The sequence below is a fragment of the Marinobacter sp. NSM genome (assembly GCF_052380025.1).
Classification (GTDB): domain Bacteria; phylum Pseudomonadota; class Gammaproteobacteria; order Pseudomonadales; family Oleiphilaceae; genus Marinobacter.
The window spans coordinates 148,813-164,694 of record NZ_JBQTCK010000005.1 but is presented as its reverse complement, the minus strand read 5'-3'; the positions used below and the strand labels follow the sequence as shown (position 1 = coordinate 164,694).

Here is a 15,882-nt window from a genome sequence, read left to right as displayed (position 1 = left end):
TAACTATGAACAAAAAGAACCTGATTGATGCCAGGGGCAGAATTGTACCGGGTGTGTTGCACCAGCCGGTTGAGACCATTAACTACATGGACTTTGACCTGCGCACGGTTATGGACCGGCCCCGGTCCCGGTTGGCCCGGCACTGGCGGTTCAATCAGTTCCAGTTCGTCAGCGCCATGGCGCCCGGCTGGGTGTTCGGCATGGCGATTGTGGACCTGAAACTGTTGGGTAACGGGTTCTTTTACCTGTTCGATTTTGAAAGCGGGCAAATGTTCGAGCAATCGTTTATCCAGCCACTGGCCCGGCACACCGAGATTGAACCCTATCCTGAGCATGGCCATGCCCGGTTCCGCAAAGGTGACGTGTCGTTGGCCATCGAGCCGGCCACCGGAGGCCGCAACATTCGGGTAACGGCCCCGGGAAATATTCAGGTGGACCTGGAGTTGCAAGATACCGATCAACCCCTGAGGCTGGTCTGCCCGGCGGGCTACAACGGCTGGGTTTTTACCCGCAAATCCGCCGGTATACCGGTTGAGGGCGAAGTGCGCTGGGGCCAGCAGGTATGGCGCTGTGATGAGCAAACCCGCGGCTCCATCGACTGGAGTTGTGGCTTTATGCGCCGGGAAACTGCCTGGAACTGGGCCTGTCTGGCCGGGGTAACGGAGCAGGGAGTGTCGATCGGGCTGAATCTGGCGGCCGGAGTGAATGAAACCGGGATGACCGAGAACGCCCTGTGGCTGGATGGCCGGTGCGTGAAACTGGGTGCCGCCCGCTTTGAGTTTGACCGGTATCAGCCGGGGGCTGATTGGCGGGTGACCACTGAGGACGGCCTGGTGGATCTGAGCTTTGTGCCAGCCGGCACGCGCAAAGAACGCCTGAACGCCGGCGTGCTTGCTTCCAATTTCCGGCAGTTTGTGGGCACCTTCCGGGGAACGGTGAGAGATGAGGCGGGCCAGTCAGTCCCCGTAGACGGACTGCGGGGACTGATGGAAGATCACTATGCCCGCTGGTAAGGCGGGCGCAGCGATTACTTTTCCGGCAACGTGACGTTCAGTTCCAGGACCGAGCAACTTTCGTTGCGGTCCACGTCCACCTGAACCATATCGTCACTGATCTGCACATATTTGCGAATGACATCCAGCAGTTCCTGCTGAAGTTGTGGCAGGTAATCCGGCATGTCGCGCTGGCCACGTTCGTGGGCCACGATAATCTGCAATCGCTCTTTTGCCACACTTGCCGTGTTGGTCTTCTTGCTCCTGAAGTAATCCAGAAAACTCATCCCTTAGCCCCCCTTGAACATCCGTGAGAAAAAGCCCTTCTTCTGAGAGGTCATGAAGCGGTGTTCACGCTCCTCACCCAGAAGTCGTGCAACGGCATCATCATAGGCCTGGCCGGCATCGCTCTGGTCTTCCAGAATGACGGGCAGGCCCTGGTTGGAGGCGTTGAGTACCACCTGGCTTTCCGGGATAACCCCGAGCAACGGAATGGCAAGGATCTCCTCAACATCGCTGACAGACAGCATCTCGCCACGCTCTACCCGGTCCGGGTTGTAGCGGGTGAGCAGCAAGTGCTCCTTGACCGGGTCCTGTCCCATCTCGGCCCGCCGCGACTTGCTCTGGAGGATGCCCAGGATTCGATCGGAATCCCGTACAGAGGAGACTTCCGGGTTGGTGACCACAATGGCCTCATCGGCATAGTACAGGGCCATCAGAGCACCGTGCTCGATGCCGGCCGGGGAATCACAGACGATGTAATCGAAGGTTTCCGACAGCTCGTTGATGACTTTTTCCACACCGTCTTTGGTCAGTGCTTCTTTTTCACGGGTCTGGGAGGCGGGCAGAATAAACAGCGTGTCTACCCGCTTGTCTTTGATCAGCGCCTGGTTGAGTGTGGCTTCGCCCTGAATCACGTTGACGAAGTCATAGACCACGCGGCGCTCACAATTCATGATCAGATCGAGGTTGCGCAGGCCCACATCGAAGTCGATTACGACGGTCTTGTGGCCGCGCTTGGCAAGGCCGGTACTGATTGAGGCGCTGGTGGTGGTTTTGCCAACGCCGCCCTTTCCTGAGGTAACGACAATGATTCTAGCCAAGGTTCAGTTCCTGTTTCGCAGTGGATTCGTCATGTCTTCAACGTTGTTATTGGCTGTCACAACATCAGGCCTTGTCCAGTGGCGTCACCACCAGCAGGTCGTCCCTGAGCTGGATTTGCACAGCGCTTTTCCAGCCATTGTCCTGAAGATCTTCGGAGATTTTATAGTGTCCGGCGATGGACACAAGCTCTGCTTCAAGTGACTGACAGAACACCCGGGCGGTTTCAGCCCCATGGATGCCCGCCAACGCGCGCCCCCTGAGTGGTCCGTACACGTGGATATTGCCTGCGGCGAGCACTTCGGCGCCGGCCTGAACCGGAGCCAGAATGATGAGATCGCCTTCCGGGGCGTATACCTGCTGGCCGGAACGAACGGGCTGGTTGATGATTTTTGCCGGCGCCGGTTCGATCGCCGTGGGAGCGGCTGGGCTGGCGGTCTCAATGTCCGGGGCGGCGTTCTCTTCAGACTGCGCGCTGGCCGGCGCCTGTTCCCGCACGCTGCTGCCGGGAAACAGGGCCAGTGAGGCTCCGCGGGCCAGGCGGCGCTGGTCGTCGTTACCGGCGCGAACGCCAATCACATGAATGTTATGGCGGCGGCAGGTGCCGATCATCTTGAAGAAGTCCAGCTCACTGTCCAGCCCCTCGTATTTCTCCAGGCTGATCACCAGGGGTATGTCCTTGAAAAATCCCGGAGCCTGGCTGATCTTGTCCCGAAGATTGGCTTCGAACTCGTCGTTGTCGAAGTAATAAAGTTCCAGGGCTGTCAGCGAAACAGAGGCACTTTTCAGCTGGAAACTCTGTTTTAGCCCGGAGGCGGCGGTATCGCTCATGAATCAGTGTCTTCCCTGGTGGCTTACTGGGTGGGTTCGGTGCGGGCGCGCAGTGGCTGCTGATCAAACCGGATGCCAGACCAGCCCGTGCTGATGAACTGACGGATGTTGCCATGGCTGTCGCCTGCTGGGTCGCCCAGGACCTGCTGATAGTGTTGGGCAAACAGGTTCAGGGTATCCACCTCGCTCAGGTTGCAGTACTGGCCCAGTGCGAACACCCGGCAGGAACCGGCATTTTCACCGGCATCGTTTCGCACCGGGCCATTGTTGAAGCCCGTGGGCTGAAACTCAAAATGCTGGTCGATCAGCGCCAGGGTGTCATCGAAATTGGCGTGGCCCGCGTCGAGGGAAGCCAGGTGGATGCGCACTGTCTCATTTATGTTCATTATTTGTGATCCTGCTTCGGACCAATCTGATATTTTTCTTTCCACTGCTCATAGGGCATGCCGTAGATTTCTTCCCGGGCGTCCGGATCGGATAGCTCAAAGCCTCTTTCCTGTGCTTCTGCCCGGTACCATTTGGACAGGCAGTTGCGGCAGAAGCCCGCCAGGTTCATCAGGTCAATGTTCTGCACGTCGGTATTCTGGCGTAAATGCTCCACCAGGCGCCTGAAAGCAGCGGCTTCGATCTCAGTGCGGTCAGACTCGGGTATGGGGTTGGTCATGGGGCCTCGCAGATGACGTTCCGGTTTGATGTTCGGGTTCCTGACATTCTCTGCATGTTAGCTTAAGATACAAGGCTGTATAAATGTACAGATTGTTTACGCGAGCCCAAGGACCATGCCCCAGCGCAAGATCATTCATGTGGATTGCGACTGCTTCTATGCGGCGGTCGAGATGCGCGACGACCCAACGCTGAGGGACGTGCCCCTGGCAGTTGGCGGCGCCGAGGGCCGGGGCGTGGTGACGACGTGCAACTACCGGGCAAGGGCCTTTGGTGTGCGCTCGGCCATGCCCGGCAGTGAAGCCCGCAGGCTGTGCCCGGGGCTGGTGACCGTGCCACCGGATATGGCGCGATACCGGGCCGCGTCTCAGCAAGTAATGGCCATTCTCCGGGAAATGACCGATCTGGTTGAGCCCCTGTCGCTGGATGAAGCTTTTCTGGATGTGTCTGACATAACCGAACACCGGGGCAGCGCCACCCTGATGGCCCGGCATTTGCGAGAGCGGGTTCGGCAGGAGGTGGGTATTACCATCTCCGCCGGCGTGGCCCCGAACAAGTTTCTGGCCAAGATTGCCAGTGACTGGCGCAAGCCCGACGGCCTGTTTGTGATCACGCCGGAGCAGGTGCCGGAATTTGTCGAATCCCTGCCAGTGGAAAAGCTGTTCGGTGTGGGCCAGGTGACGGCCGCCAAGCTGCATTCCATGGGCGTGAAAACCTGCGGTGACATGCAGTTGCTGGGGGTGGACACCCTGATTGAGAAATTCGGCAAGCAGGGCTACCGGTTATTTGAAATGGCCGCGGGCCGGGATGAGCGGCCGGTAATTGTCTCGCGGGTGGCGAAATCGGTCAGCGTGGAGCGGACGTTTTCCCAGGATCTGCCGGACAAAACTGCCTGTGAAACCGTGATGCCCGCCCTGGTGGCGGATCTCAATCTGAGACTGGCGAGAAAGGGGCGGCAGAAGCCCATCCACAAGCTGTTTGTGAAAATCCGCTACAGTGATTTTTCAACTCATACCCTGGAGCGGGTACGGGAATCGGTGGCCGAACCAGAGGTTGCCGATTACCAGCCCCTGCTGGATGAACTGGTTACCCGGGCCGATCGCCCAGTCCGTTTGTTGGGGGTGGGTGTGCGTTTTCGCAACGATGAAGCCCCGGTTACCCAGCTGAGGCTGTTCGACTGATCTCTTCCCAAGTGGCTATATCCCCGCCTTTTTTAGTGTAAATCGGTCTTGCGCTCTCTTTGACGTGACATTGTGTCATATCTAGTTTTAGGTTGACGATTTCCTGCTGTAATCGTTGCGGGCCAGGCCCGCCCATTAAAATAACAAGTGCGGGAGAGCAAAAAATGAACAAGCCTGGCAGGTGGTCCCGGTGTCGCCATAGTGCGCTGGCCGGGTTGTTACTATTAGCCTTTGCCGCCCCCGCCGCTGCAGAACTTGGTGATTACGGGTTCTGGCGAACCTTGGGGAATCTGGTTTCGCCGCCCGAAGCGGATAATCCGGTTACCTCTGACCAGCGCCAGGGAGACTACCCCCTGCTGGCAAATCCGCCAGGGTATAACGACGGCTTTTCGCCCGGTGCCTACTACCAGTGGCAGACTGTTCCACTGGCGCCGGAAACCGGTGCGGTATGTGGCAACGGTTCCGAATACAAGTTCTTTGTAAACCGGGTGCCCAACACCTCCAATACGGTGGTTTATTTTGAAGGTGGTGGTGCCTGCTGGGACTATGAAAGTTGCAGCGGTCAGACTGGCATTCGTGGTGCCCGTAACCCCGATGGTATACCGGACGACTACCTGTCGTTGTTGAACCCCGGCGCAAGCCTGGTCAGCCCGTTTGTGGTGCGCCTGCATCCCTGGAGCCGGGTTAAAACCCAGAACTGGAATATGGTCTACGTGCCTTATTGCACCGGCGACATATACTCCGGCGACCGGGTAGCGGTGTACCAGGACCCGGAGGGCGAGGCTGAACCATTGGTCTGGCACCACAACGGGCTGCGTAATAGCCGGGCGGTTATTTCCTGGTTGAAAGACAATCTCCAGCGGCCCGGGCAGATGCTGACAACTGGCTGCAGCGCAGGTGGTATCGGTGGCTTGACGAACTATTATCCGGCCCGCCGGGACATTGCGCCCACCCGCAGTTTTCTGATCAACGATTCCGGGCCGGCATTCAGTGCGCCGGCAGGGGCAGATCCGCAACAGTACCCATCGGTCCTGCTGCAGGGTTTGATCCGGCAGGTGTGGGGGCTGGATCAGGCCAATGGACCTCTGGCCTATCTGAAGTCTGGCTTGCCCGGATTGAACCTGAGTGACCTTGGGTCGCTGTATCCCGCCCTGGCCAGCGCATTACCTCAGGACCGCAAGGGGCATACTCATTTCTGGCGCGACCTGAACTACTCATCCTATTCCTACGAACGTTTCTTCGATGACATCGAACAGGCGCCGGATCAGGCTACCAAGGAGGCCCTGCTTCACCAGAAATGGGTGCAGGATACCGAACGCCTGAAAAACACCCTGGCCGGGCTTGATAACTTCGGTTACTACCTGGCCATGTTCCGGGATGTGAATGAAAGCCACTGCACCTCAATCATCGAGTTCGCCAATTCGGATATTCAGGAACTGGGCCTGGAACTGTACCACTTCGTGAACAACGTGATGAACGGCAGCGGTGCGGTTATGCAGGCTTCAGAGACTGACACGGTGGCGGATTACAACAAACCGTTCAATCTGCTCTACTGGTCGCTGGACCAGTTGCTCTGAGGGTTTGTTCGGGCTGGCCCATGGTCTCGATCCGCGCCTCTAGCAGGCGTTGACGCAGATACTGGTCGCGGGTCAGCCCTCCGGGTATCCGGTCAAGAGCCATGACCTCTTCAACAATCTCTTTCTCCCGGACCTTGTAGCGATCAAACTCGGGTTTGGGGGCAGATCGCCAGGCCTCAAGGCGTTCCTCAGACCGGGCCTGATAGCGTTCGATCAGTTCTGTGGCCGCCGCCTTGGCGGCCGCTTCGTCCTGCTCCAGCAGCTGTAGCAGAGCGAGTCTGATCATGAGCGCTTCTGGCGCGCTGACCTGGGTTTCCTGCTCGTAGCGTGCAAGCTGCTGTTCCAGTTGGTCGGCCCGGTTCTGTCTTTGCTGGGCGTCCAGTTCGGCGGCTTCCTGGAAAAAGCGTTGCAGTTCCTCTTCGAAATCGAGTCGTTGGGCGAACTGAATGATTCTGGGGTCTTCCAGCAATGCCCGTTGCTCGGGGGCCAGATCGATCGGCACTGGCGTGTCTGCAGGGGCTTGTGAAAGGGGGGCGTTGGGGGGCTGGTCGTTGACCTGCCCTGGTGGTGTGTCGGCCGGTTCAGGCCAGAGTAACACCAGTGCTGCTGCGGTGGCCACGGCAATGATGAAGGGTTTTCCGTGCTTCATGACGGGCTCCGGCAATAAGGCTTCGGAACCAGTTTAGACCAGTTTCTCAGGGACACTAAAGCGTGGCGAAGGTCGCGCCGAACATCCGTACTGACACCCAGCCCATGCCTGCGCCGATGACAGCCCCCGCGGCAACATCGCTCGGGTAGTGCAGGCCCAGAACCACCCGGGAGGCGGCTACCGACAGGGTGAAGGGTAGAACATACCAGGCGGCCACTGGCATGGCGACGAACAGCATGGCCTGGAAACAGGCTGCGTGCAGGGTGTGCCCGGAAGGGAAGCTGTAGCGATCCAGCGGTGGTGTGCCGCAATTGATGGCCGGAAACGAGATAAACGGGCGCTCCCGGATAAGTTTGTGTTTCAGGCCTTTGTAGGTGAGGGTGCAGGTGAGTCCGGTAAAGGCCATCAGCACCGCCAGCCCCAACCCCTGTTCCGGAGCCAGCAGGGGCAGGGCGAGAATCAGTGCATACCAGAACCAGCCGTCGCCAAGGCGGCTGACGACCCGAAAATAGCTCAGTACAGGCCGGAACCGGACTGCACGGTTGATGGCCTGGCACAGCGCATATTCACGCTGGTCTGCCAGGTCAAAGAAGCGAGATGCCTTGTTTGTTGATGCCATGGTATCGGGCCTGTGCCGGTTGGTTGAGTACCAGGTGTTCAAATTGTTCAATCTGGCTGTTCCAGCTCAGATCCAGCGCATCCAGGCGGGCCTGGGCGCGAACCCGGCTCAAGAGGGTGGGCTGGTCAGCCAGTCGCAATGCGTGGTTGATAAAGGCTTCGTCCTCCGACAGCTCTGCTTTCAGACCGTTTTCTTCGTGGCGAAGGTGTTCAGCGGCCGCCGCGTCGTCAAAGGCGACCACTCCGAGCCCACTGGCCATGGCTTCGAGAACCACGTTGCCAAAGGTGTCGGTTTTGCTTGGAAACAGGAACAGGTCGCCCGACGCATAATGCCTGGCCAGATCCTCTCCGCGTTGGGTGCCGCAGAAAATGTATTCCGGGTGGCGTTCCGCCAGTTGTTTGCGCATTGGGCCGTCTCCCACAAGAATGAAGCGGGCATTGGGATGGAGGCCCCGGATCCGTTCAAAACAGGCGACCGCCATGCGCAGGTTCTTCTCGGCGGCCAGTCGGCCCACGTAAAGTACCGCCCGGTCACGGTTGGTCAGCCCCCAGCGGGCGCGCAGGTCATGGTCACGCTTATGGGGAGTGAAACGATGGCAGTCCACGCCGCGGCTCCACAGGCCGGTCGGGTGGATGCCCATGGCTTGCGTAACCGTTTGCATTTTGCGGGTTGGCACCAGAGTGATGGCGGTCCGGTTGTGAAACCAGCGGCCATAGGCGCAGAGTAATCGTTCCAGGCCGCCGGCACCGTAGTAACGGGAGTAGCTATGGAAGTTGGTGTGAAAGCCGGACGACACCGGGATGCCAAGATTTCGGGCGGCGGATACCGCTGCTACACCCAGCGGTCCCTGGGTGGCAACGTAGATGGCGTCTGGTCGTTGACTTTGCCAGAGTTTTTTCAGGGTGGCCGGGCGCGACACGCCGAACTGCAGATCGCTGTATCCGGGCAGGGGCAGGCCGGTGACCACCAGTTCACGGGTAAAGAGGCCGTCACCGGTGCTTTCAAACAACCCTTTTTGCTCATGGGCCTGCTTTGGCCTTACCACCGTGATCTTGTGGCCCCGTTGCATCAACCCCTGGCACAGGTGCTTCAAGGTGTTGGCCACGCCGTTGATTTCCGGCGGAAACGTCTCCGAAACAATGGTAATGTGTTGCGGGCGCCGGTCAGCCAGCTTGGGGTTGGTCACGGTGCGTCCTGAATATGTCGCTGTCATGCTTCTACTATGGAAATCCGGCATGACAGCCATGCGACAACTTTGTGACATTCCCTTTACGTCTTCTATGTGCACGAGGAGATCTCATGCAAACGCGAAAACTTGGACAAACCGACATTGATGTCAGTCTGATCTGCCTGGGAACCATGACCTGGGGGGAGCAGAACACCGAGCAGGAAGCGTTTGAACAACTGGAATACGCTATCGGGGCAGGCATCAACTTCATCGATGTGGCCGAGATGTATCCGGTGCCGCCACGAGCGGAGACCCAGGGCCTGACCGAGACCTATCTGGGCAACTGGCTTGCTCGAAGAGGGCGCCGGGAGGATCTGGTGATTGCCACCAAGGTGGCTGGACCGGGCAATGGTTTGAGTTATCTGCGCGGCGGCCCGAGGCTGACCCGGCAGCATATTCGCGCAGCCTGTGAGAGTAGTCTGGCGCGCCTGCAAACCGATTACATCGATCTTTACCAGGTGCACTGGCCAGACCGCAGTGCAAATTTCTTCGGCAAGCTGGGGTATCAGCGTAACCCGGACGAAACCTCGACCCCTATCGAGGAAACGCTGGGCGCCCTCGAAGAGCTGGTCAAAGAGGGCAAGGTGCGCCACGTGGGATTGTCCAACGAAACGCCCTGGGGGACCATGGAATACCTGCGTCTGGCCCGCGAGAAACAGTGGCCCAGGGTGGCTTCCATCCAGAACCCCTACAGCCTCCTGAATCGATCTTTCGAGCTGGGCCTGGCGGAGTTTGCCCACCGGGAAAGCACCGGGTTGTTGGCCTACTCACCCCTTGCGTTCGGTATGCTGACAGGCAAGTATCTGGGCGGAAAATGGCCGGAGAAGGCCCGCTTGACGCTTTACGAGCGCTTCAGCCGATACACCGGGGAACGGGCTGCGGATGCAACCCGTGCCTACGTGGAGCTGGCCCATCATCATGGGCTGACCCCGGCGCAGTTAGCTCTGGCCTGGGTGAATAGCCGCGAGTTTGTGACCAGTAACATTATCGGTGCAACCACCATGGACCAGTTGAAGGAAAATGTCGGGTCTGCAGATATCCGGCTCAGCCCCGATCTGGTGGCGGCCGTGGAGGCTATTCACGACGAATTTACCTACCCTTGTCCCTGAGGGAGGCAGCCTACGGCGAGGTTGCCCTGTTTCCGGTTTCTCGGGGCGGGGCGGTTACAGATTGCAATACAAGTGATCATTTGTTGACAAAAAAGTGACCAGTTTGCGTCGGGCTACTGGCGCATTTGTGTACAAAGTCACACCATTTTCAGGGAGAATCATTAGACTTTGGTACTGAAGCGTTAATGTTCCGAAATCATTTTTCCGGGTGCTTGTTGTCATCATGATCATTCGTCTGTTTATCGCCCTGCTGGCCCTCAACTTCGTCGCGTTCGTAGTGCGCGCCGAAGCCGCTGAGCCGATTCTGACCGATCGTATGATGGCTGAGCGTGATGACATGGTATCGGCCGAGGAAATCTATGAGCTTCAGGAATGGATGTCTGGAGATTACGAAGACGACCATTTGGATGCTTTTGCCGCTATCGGTTCGCGTTTGTTGAGTATCGGATTGAGCCGCCGTACGCAGGAGAAAACCTACGCATCTGACCCCGCGCAGCCGGATCATGGCATCGGTCTGTTGAACGAGGGTGCGGCTCTTAACCTGCGCTGGCGTTTCTGAACCATCTTCAAGGCCCCTGTTTTAACCGTATCTTCCTACGTTACTCCCACCAATCAGCCAATCTCATGACCTGACGCATTGTCAGCTTCATTCTGTCGTGTGATCATCGAACCCGTTGCGATTCTCAAAAAGTGGAGAGCTGGTGATGGCAGAACAGAACGGAGTCTATTACGACGACGCGAACGCGTGCGTGGACCGGGTAATCGAACGGGTAGGAAAGCGCATTACTCTGGGGTTACCTCTCGGTCTTGGTAAGCCCGTTCGCTTTGCGAATGCCCTTTACCAGCGCGCCAAGAATGATCCGGAAATTCAGCTGCATATTGTCACTGCGTTGTCGTTACTGGCTCCCGAGGGCGCATCGTCGCTGGAGAAGCGTTTTCTGGGGCCTTTTACCAAACGCCTTTATGGCAACATTCCTGAGCTGGATTACGCGCGAGACGTCAATCGTAACCGGTTGCCAGACAACGTGACTGTCTCGGAATTCTTCTTCAAGGCCGGCAGTTATCTCAACAATCAAAGCCAGCAGCGCCACTACGTTTGTACCAACTATACCCACGCCGTCCGGGACCTGATGGCGCAGGGCGTCAATGTGCTGGGCCAGCTGATGTCGCCTGGCGAAGATCATGGTCAGCCAGGACACCTCAGCTTCAGTTGTAATCCGGATTTGACCCTGGACATCCTCCCGCTGCTTCGGGAACGGGAAGCCGCTGGCACACCGGTGGCCATGGTGGCAGAGCTCAATCACCACCTGCCGTGGTTCGGTCATCACGCCGAGGTTGAAGCCAGCCAGTTTGACGTGATCCTGTCTCACCGGGCCTCCGACTATCCGTTATTCTCCGCGCCCCAGATGGCGGTGAGCCCCGCGGACCACCTGATCGGCTTTTACGCTAGCAGCTTGCTGAAGGATGGCGGCACTCTGCAGGTGGGGATCGGGTCTCTTGGCGCTGCCCTGGTACACAGTGCCATCACCAGACACAAGCATAATGACGCCTGGAAAGCCGTGTTCGATCACCTGCAGGTGCAGGATCAGTTTCCGGTGGTGCAGGAGTATGGTGGTACAGAACCTTTTGAACAGGGACTGTATGGATGCAGCGAAATGATGGTGGACGGTTTTGTCTACCTGCTTCAGGAAGGTATTCTCAAGCGCGAAGTCTACAACCACCCGGAATTGCAGAACCTGATCAACCGGGGTGAACTCACCGAGACCCCAAGCCTGGAGGCCCTGGACGTTTTGCACAACGCAGGCCTGATCGCCTCACCATTGCGGGCGCGGGATGTGAACTGGCTGGTCCGGCACGGGGTGCTGCGCGACCATGTTGAGTTCAAGGGCGGAAGGATACGACTCAATGAGGAGGTATCGGTTGAGGCGGATCTATCCAATGCCGACACCCGTAAAGCGCTCGAGGCATTGGCGCTGGGCGACAAGCTGGCTGGTGGGATTGCCCTGCACGGTGGTTTCTACGTTGGCCCGGAGAAGTTCTATCAGGCCCTGAGAGAGCTGTCGGACGACCAGCGCGACAAGATCTGCATGACCAGTGTTAATTTTATCAATCACCTTTATGACCATCGCTTCGGTGATCAGAAGCTCAAGGTGGCACAACGGGTCCATGGACGGTTTATCAATTCCGCCATGATGTACACTCTCAACGGTTCGGCGGTGTCGGACGGGCTGGCGGATGGCCGTGTGGTGAGTGGTGTCGGCGGCCAGTACAACTTTGTGGCCATGGCTCATGAGTTGCCGGGGGCTCGCTCCATCCTGGCCCTGAGAGCCACGCGGGTCTCCGCTGGTAAGACCGTCTCGAACATTGTATTCAACTACGCCCACTGCACCATCCCAAGACACCTGAGGGATATCGTGATTACCGAATACGGCATCGCGGACCTTCGTGGGCAGTCCGATGAACAAGTGTTCCTCAGGCTGATCCGGATTGCCGACTCCCGATTCCAGGAGTCATTGCTGGCGCAGGCCAAGAAAGCGGGCAAGGTAAAAGCGGACTTCAAACTCCCGGCGCACTGGCGCCAGAATACCCCTGAGAAAGTCGCCCGGGCCCTGAAGGCCGGGGGGGAAGGCGACTGGTTCCCGGCCTTCCCGTTTGGCAAGGATTTCACCGACGAAGAGTTGAAATTAGGGAAAGCCCTTAAGGGGCTGAAAGCCGCAACCTCTACTCCCCGTGGTAAACTGGCGACCATCTGGCAGGCCCTGAAGGCGGATGACGAAGAGGGGCGCTATGACGCCCTGCTTGATCGAATGGGTTTGAAAAAGCCGTCAGGATTCCGGGAAAAACTGGACCGGAAGCTGGTAATCCATGGCCTGCAAAAACTCGAACCCCGTAAAGAAACAGGAAACAAAACAAGCTGATGCAAGCCGATAAGCCGCAACTCAAGCCCGAAGTATTCACTGTCCATTACGTGCTCAAGAACCGTATAGGTGAGCTGGTGGATACCTCGGAAGGCAGTGAGCCACTGCATTTCCTGTACGGCACCCCGGAAATCATCGCGGGCATCCAGGAAGCGGTGAAAGACCGCCGGGTGGGCGATTGCCTCGAAGTCACCATTCCGCCGGAAATGGCCTACGGAGACTACCGCGAAGACCTGGTCCGCAAAGTGCCCCGCTCGCTGTTTGAAGGTGTGGAGAACCTGCAGGTTGGTATGAAGTTCCAGACCAATTCCGGCGATCAGGCCCAGGTGGTGCAGGTGGTGTCCATCGATGGCAACCTGGTGAAGGTAGATGCCAACCATCCGTTGGCTGGCTTTACCCTGTATTTTGACCTGGAGATCGTCGGTCGCAGAGAGGCTACGGAAGACGAGGTAGCCCAGGGGCGTCCGCTGTCCTGAGGCCGGTGGGCGTGGCCTCGAATTCGCCTGCGTGAATACGCTTCAAACCGGCACTGATCTGCTGATGGATTAAAGCGGTCAGGGCGTTACTCGATTCCGGGCAGGCCGGGTCTATGGTCGGGTGAATCACCACATCCACCTGGGTCGGCGGTTGCCTGAGCAGCCGGATCAGGTGGGCGTGGAAGCTGTCGTCACCGATGAACGGGGCGATCGGATCCGGACGATGTTCTCTGCGGTAACCGATGGTTATTGGCTGGATCGGTGTGTTGGCGTCGCGGGCGGAGGCCAGCAAAAAACCGTGGATCGGTAGCACAGCCAATCCCGAGCTGGTGGTGCCTTCCGGAAACACCAGGACAGACTCGCCGGCATTCAGACATCGGCTTATCTCCGTTTTTATTCGCCTGGCCTGGCCGCTTCCGCGTTGGATGAACAAGGTGCCGGCTTGCCTAGCGAGCCAGCCGATAATTGGCCAGTTGCCCACCTCAGCCTTGGACAGGAATCTCAACGGCGTTATGCACCCCAATATGGGAATGTCAGACCAGCTGATGTGGTTGGCAACGTAGAGTGCATGGGCTTCCGCGGGCTGGCCGTGCACCCGGATACGGAACCCGAGGTATTGGCAGGCCCGACGGAAGCAGAAAGCGGCCCAGGGTGAGCGGTCGACAGGTTGTCGTCGGAACAGGTCGACCAGTTTCAGGGTGATGGCCAGGGCGCAGGTGCCCGCAAGAAACACCAGGAACCCGGTAAGCCGGATTAGTAATCGTATCCACCCCATCTGCTGCTCCTTTGCCTTCAGGCAGTGCGCCCCATGAAATGCCGGCTATACCTGGCGGTCAGTTTGCTGACTTCCAGAACCACCAGCAGGTCCGCGCAGCGGAAGTCCGGGTCCCAGCAGGGTTCGCCGCACACCCTTGCGCCAAGGCGCATGTAGGCGCGAATCAGGGCTGGCACGTCATCGCTGTGTTCGTGTTCGGCGCGGGTCAGGTGTGGCAGGGCACGGAGTGGGGTTACCCGGAATGCAGGAGCGGCAAGGTATTCATTCTGCAGGTGCCGTGCTATCCGCCAGGCTTTCATGCCTCCATCGGCCATGCTGATACTGGCGCAGCCAATCAGATAGTCCACGTTCCGGCTATCCAGGTATTCCGCCAGGGCCGCCCACAAAAGGGTGATGGTGCCGCCATTGCGGTAATCGGGATGAACGCAGGTCCTGCCCAGTTCCGCAAGGGTGCCCGGCAATTTACCCAGGTTGCTCAGATCGAACTCGCCTGAAGAATAGAAGGCGCCAACCGAAGGCACGTCGCTCTGGTGCAGGATGCGAGTGGTTGCAACCACTTCACCGGTGCCGCCATCGGTAACGATCAGGTGGTCGCACAGGGCATCGTAGGCATCGGCATCGATACCCGGCGTGGTGGCGCCCAGATCACTGCCATACTCCTCGGAGAAAACCCTGTAACGCAGTCGCTGGGCGGTTTCGATGAGTTGTGGGCACCGTGTCAGGGTGGTTTTCAGCTGGCGCCCCCGGCGCGGCTGGGAACGGGCGATTTGTGCTGTCATGGCCTTGGCCTCTTGTTTCAATTACACGCCAAGGCTATGAAGCTCCTGTGACAGTGAGGTGAACTGCCGGTGACGTCTATATGACAATGGCCGGGATCTGTCGCTAACCGGATTTGTGTCACAGGCTGTAACGCTATGACCGTTCCATGTATATTTCTGTATAGCATGTATAATTGCCGTAACGGTACGTTGCCTGTATTGTCGGGTGGACGACCCCCAAAACCGGAATAAAAAAACAGAGATGGATGGCGTGGAACAGACAAACGAGAGTTGGCGAATCCTGATCGTAGAGGACGATGAACGGCTTGCGGACCTTACCCGCGAGTACCTCGAAAGCAACGGGCTGACAGTCTCCCTGGAAACTCACGGTGGAGCCGCAGTTGAACGAATCCGTAATGAGCAGCCAGATCTTGTTGTGCTGGATCTCATGTTGCCGGGCGAAGACGGCCTGTCGATCTGCCGTCGAGTCAGGCCCTTCTATGCTGGCCCCATCATCATGCTCACTGCCCGAACCGACGACCTGGATCAGGTACTTGGTCTGGAAATGGGGGCTGATGATTACATCGGCAAGCCGGTACAGCCAAGGGTTCTGCTGGCCCGAATCCGCGCCATGCTCCGGCGGATGGAAACCGCCCCTGCCGGTAATCCGGAAGAAGGTGGTGAGGAGCCTGCGCGCCTGCAGTTCAATGACCTGGTGGTTGATCGCTCCATGCGGGAGGCCTGGCTCAGTGAAGTAAGCATTGACCTGACGAGCGCAGAATTTGACCTGCTTTGGTTGCTGGCCAGTAATGCCGGTCGGGTGCTCAGCCGTGAAGAGATCTTTACCGCCTTGCGTGGTATCGAGTACGACGGCCAGGACCGCTCCATTGATGTTCGGGTGTCCCGTATAAGGCCGAAAATCGGAGATGATCCCATTCACCCTCGTCGAATAAAAACGGTACGCAGTAAAGGCTACCTGTTCGTAAAAGAAGCCTGACCGTTTTT

The 15,882-nt window shown here is 58.2% G+C and carries 18 protein-coding genes; 8 read left to right on the top strand and 10 right to left on the bottom strand.

Going from position 1 to position 15,882, the window contains the following annotated elements; translation table 11 throughout:
* Positions 1 to 5 precede the first annotated feature (5 nt).
* Positions 6 to 1,013 (top strand): DUF2804 domain-containing protein, encoded by a 1,008-nt coding sequence (locus ACTZWX_RS12700; RefSeq protein ID WP_444714245.1) that lies wholly within the window; start codon positions 6 to 8, stop codon positions 1,011 to 1,013.
* 14 nt (positions 1,014 to 1,027) lie between these two features.
* Here ACTZWX_RS12700 and minE read toward each other — a convergent pair whose 3' ends face one another.
* The 5 genes from minE to ACTZWX_RS12675 all read right to left on the bottom strand — a co-directional run bounded on the left by minE (position 1,028) and on the right by ACTZWX_RS12675 (position 3,588).
* Positions 1,028 to 1,279 (bottom strand): cell division topological specificity factor MinE, encoded by a 252-nt coding sequence (gene minE / locus ACTZWX_RS12695; RefSeq protein WP_058091758.1) that lies wholly within the window; start codon positions 1,277 to 1,279, stop codon positions 1,028 to 1,030.
* A 3-nt stretch (positions 1,280 to 1,282) separates the two neighbouring features.
* Positions 1,283 to 2,095, bottom strand: a complete 813-nt coding sequence (minD, locus tag ACTZWX_RS12690; RefSeq protein WP_444714244.1) for a septum site-determining protein MinD — start codon at positions 2,093 to 2,095, stop codon at positions 1,283 to 1,285.
* Between the two features lie 64 nt (positions 2,096 to 2,159).
* Positions 2,160 to 2,924, bottom strand: coding sequence for a septum site-determining protein MinC (gene minC, locus ACTZWX_RS12685; RefSeq protein WP_444714243.1), 765 nt, complete (start codon positions 2,922 to 2,924; stop codon positions 2,160 to 2,162).
* A gap of 23 nt (positions 2,925 to 2,947) precedes the next feature.
* Positions 2,948 to 3,310, bottom strand: a complete 363-nt coding sequence (locus tag ACTZWX_RS12680) for a HopJ type III effector protein (protein ID WP_444714242.1) — start codon at positions 3,308 to 3,310, stop codon at positions 2,948 to 2,950.
* Positions 3,310 to 3,588 (bottom strand): DUF1244 domain-containing protein, encoded by a 279-nt coding sequence (locus ACTZWX_RS12675; RefSeq protein WP_058091762.1) that lies wholly within the window; start codon positions 3,586 to 3,588, stop codon positions 3,310 to 3,312. The genes ACTZWX_RS12680 and ACTZWX_RS12675 overlap by 1 nt, the downstream gene beginning before the upstream one ends.
* Before the next feature lie 115 nt (positions 3,589 to 3,703).
* Between ACTZWX_RS12675 and dinB the strand changes: the two genes are divergently transcribed.
* Together dinB and ACTZWX_RS12665 are read left to right on the top strand one after the other, a co-directional pair.
* Positions 3,704 to 4,768: a DNA polymerase IV gene (gene dinB / locus ACTZWX_RS12670; protein WP_058091763.1), complete on the top strand. Its 1,065-nt coding sequence runs from the start codon at positions 3,704 to 3,706 to the stop codon at positions 4,766 to 4,768.
* A gap of 164 nt (positions 4,769 to 4,932) precedes the next feature.
* Positions 4,933 to 6,345 (top strand): pectin acetylesterase-family hydrolase, encoded by a 1,413-nt coding sequence (locus ACTZWX_RS12665; RefSeq protein WP_444714241.1) that lies wholly within the window; start codon positions 4,933 to 4,935, stop codon positions 6,343 to 6,345.
* On the opposite strand, the gene ACTZWX_RS12660 is transcribed toward ACTZWX_RS12665, so the two are convergent.
* Genes ACTZWX_RS12660 through ACTZWX_RS12650 form a run of 3 tightly spaced genes read right to left on the bottom strand, consistent with a single transcriptional unit; the run spans position 6,308 to position 8,826 of the window.
* Positions 6,308 to 6,994 (bottom strand): hypothetical protein, encoded by a 687-nt coding sequence (locus ACTZWX_RS12660; protein WP_444714240.1) that lies wholly within the window; start codon positions 6,992 to 6,994, stop codon positions 6,308 to 6,310. The two genes, ACTZWX_RS12665 and ACTZWX_RS12660, sit on opposite strands and share 38 nt — an antisense overlap.
* 55 nt (positions 6,995 to 7,049) lie before the next feature.
* Positions 7,050 to 7,613: a phosphatase PAP2 family protein gene (locus tag ACTZWX_RS12655; protein ID WP_444714239.1), complete on the bottom strand. Its 564-nt coding sequence runs from the start codon at positions 7,611 to 7,613 to the stop codon at positions 7,050 to 7,052.
* The gene (locus tag ACTZWX_RS12650) at positions 7,579 to 8,826 is read right to left on the bottom strand and encodes a glycosyltransferase family 4 protein (protein ID WP_444714238.1); all 1,248 of its coding nucleotides are present in this window, start codon (positions 8,824 to 8,826) and stop codon (positions 7,579 to 7,581) included. Before ACTZWX_RS12650 ends, ACTZWX_RS12655 begins: the two co-directional genes overlap by 35 nt.
* An 86-nt stretch (positions 8,827 to 8,912) precedes the next feature.
* Here ACTZWX_RS12650 and ACTZWX_RS12645 point away from each other — a divergent pair, with 86 nt between their 5' ends.
* The 4 genes from ACTZWX_RS12645 to ACTZWX_RS12630 all read left to right on the top strand — a co-directional run bounded on the left by ACTZWX_RS12645 (position 8,913) and on the right by ACTZWX_RS12630 (position 13,344).
* Positions 8,913 to 9,950: an NADP(H)-dependent aldo-keto reductase gene (locus ACTZWX_RS12645; protein WP_444714237.1), complete on the top strand. Its 1,038-nt coding sequence runs from the start codon at positions 8,913 to 8,915 to the stop codon at positions 9,948 to 9,950.
* A 223-nt stretch (positions 9,951 to 10,173) separates the two neighbouring features.
* Entirely contained in the window at positions 10,174 to 10,509 is a 336-nt protein-coding gene (locus ACTZWX_RS12640; protein WP_444714236.1) for a hypothetical protein, read from the top strand.
* Between the two features lie 145 nt (positions 10,510 to 10,654).
* Positions 10,655 to 12,868 (top strand): acetyl-CoA hydrolase/transferase C-terminal domain-containing protein, encoded by a 2,214-nt coding sequence (locus ACTZWX_RS12635; protein WP_444714235.1) that lies wholly within the window; start codon positions 10,655 to 10,657, stop codon positions 12,866 to 12,868.
* A complete protein-coding gene (locus tag ACTZWX_RS12630) occupies positions 12,868 to 13,344 on the top strand; it encodes an FKBP-type peptidyl-prolyl cis-trans isomerase (RefSeq protein ID WP_444714234.1) in 477 nt (158 codons plus the stop codon). The genes ACTZWX_RS12635 and ACTZWX_RS12630 overlap by 1 nt, the downstream gene beginning before the upstream one ends.
* Here the strand turns inward: ACTZWX_RS12630 and ACTZWX_RS12625 are convergent.
* Together ACTZWX_RS12625 and ACTZWX_RS12620 are read right to left on the bottom strand one after the other, a co-directional pair.
* Complete coding sequence (locus ACTZWX_RS12625; protein WP_444714233.1) at positions 13,304 to 14,119, bottom strand: lysophospholipid acyltransferase family protein; 816 nt, start codon at positions 14,117 to 14,119, stop codon at positions 13,304 to 13,306. The two genes, ACTZWX_RS12630 and ACTZWX_RS12625, sit on opposite strands and share 41 nt — an antisense overlap.
* 17 nt (positions 14,120 to 14,136) lie before the next feature.
* Positions 14,137 to 14,898, bottom strand: coding sequence for a GNAT family N-acetyltransferase (locus ACTZWX_RS12620; RefSeq protein WP_444714232.1), 762 nt, complete (start codon positions 14,896 to 14,898; stop codon positions 14,137 to 14,139).
* A gap of 241 nt (positions 14,899 to 15,139) precedes the next feature.
* Here ACTZWX_RS12620 and ACTZWX_RS12615 point away from each other — a divergent pair, with 241 nt between their 5' ends.
* Positions 15,140 to 15,874, top strand: coding sequence for a response regulator (locus ACTZWX_RS12615; protein ID WP_444714231.1), 735 nt, complete (start codon positions 15,140 to 15,142; stop codon positions 15,872 to 15,874).
* Positions 15,875 to 15,882: the final 8 nt, after the last annotated feature.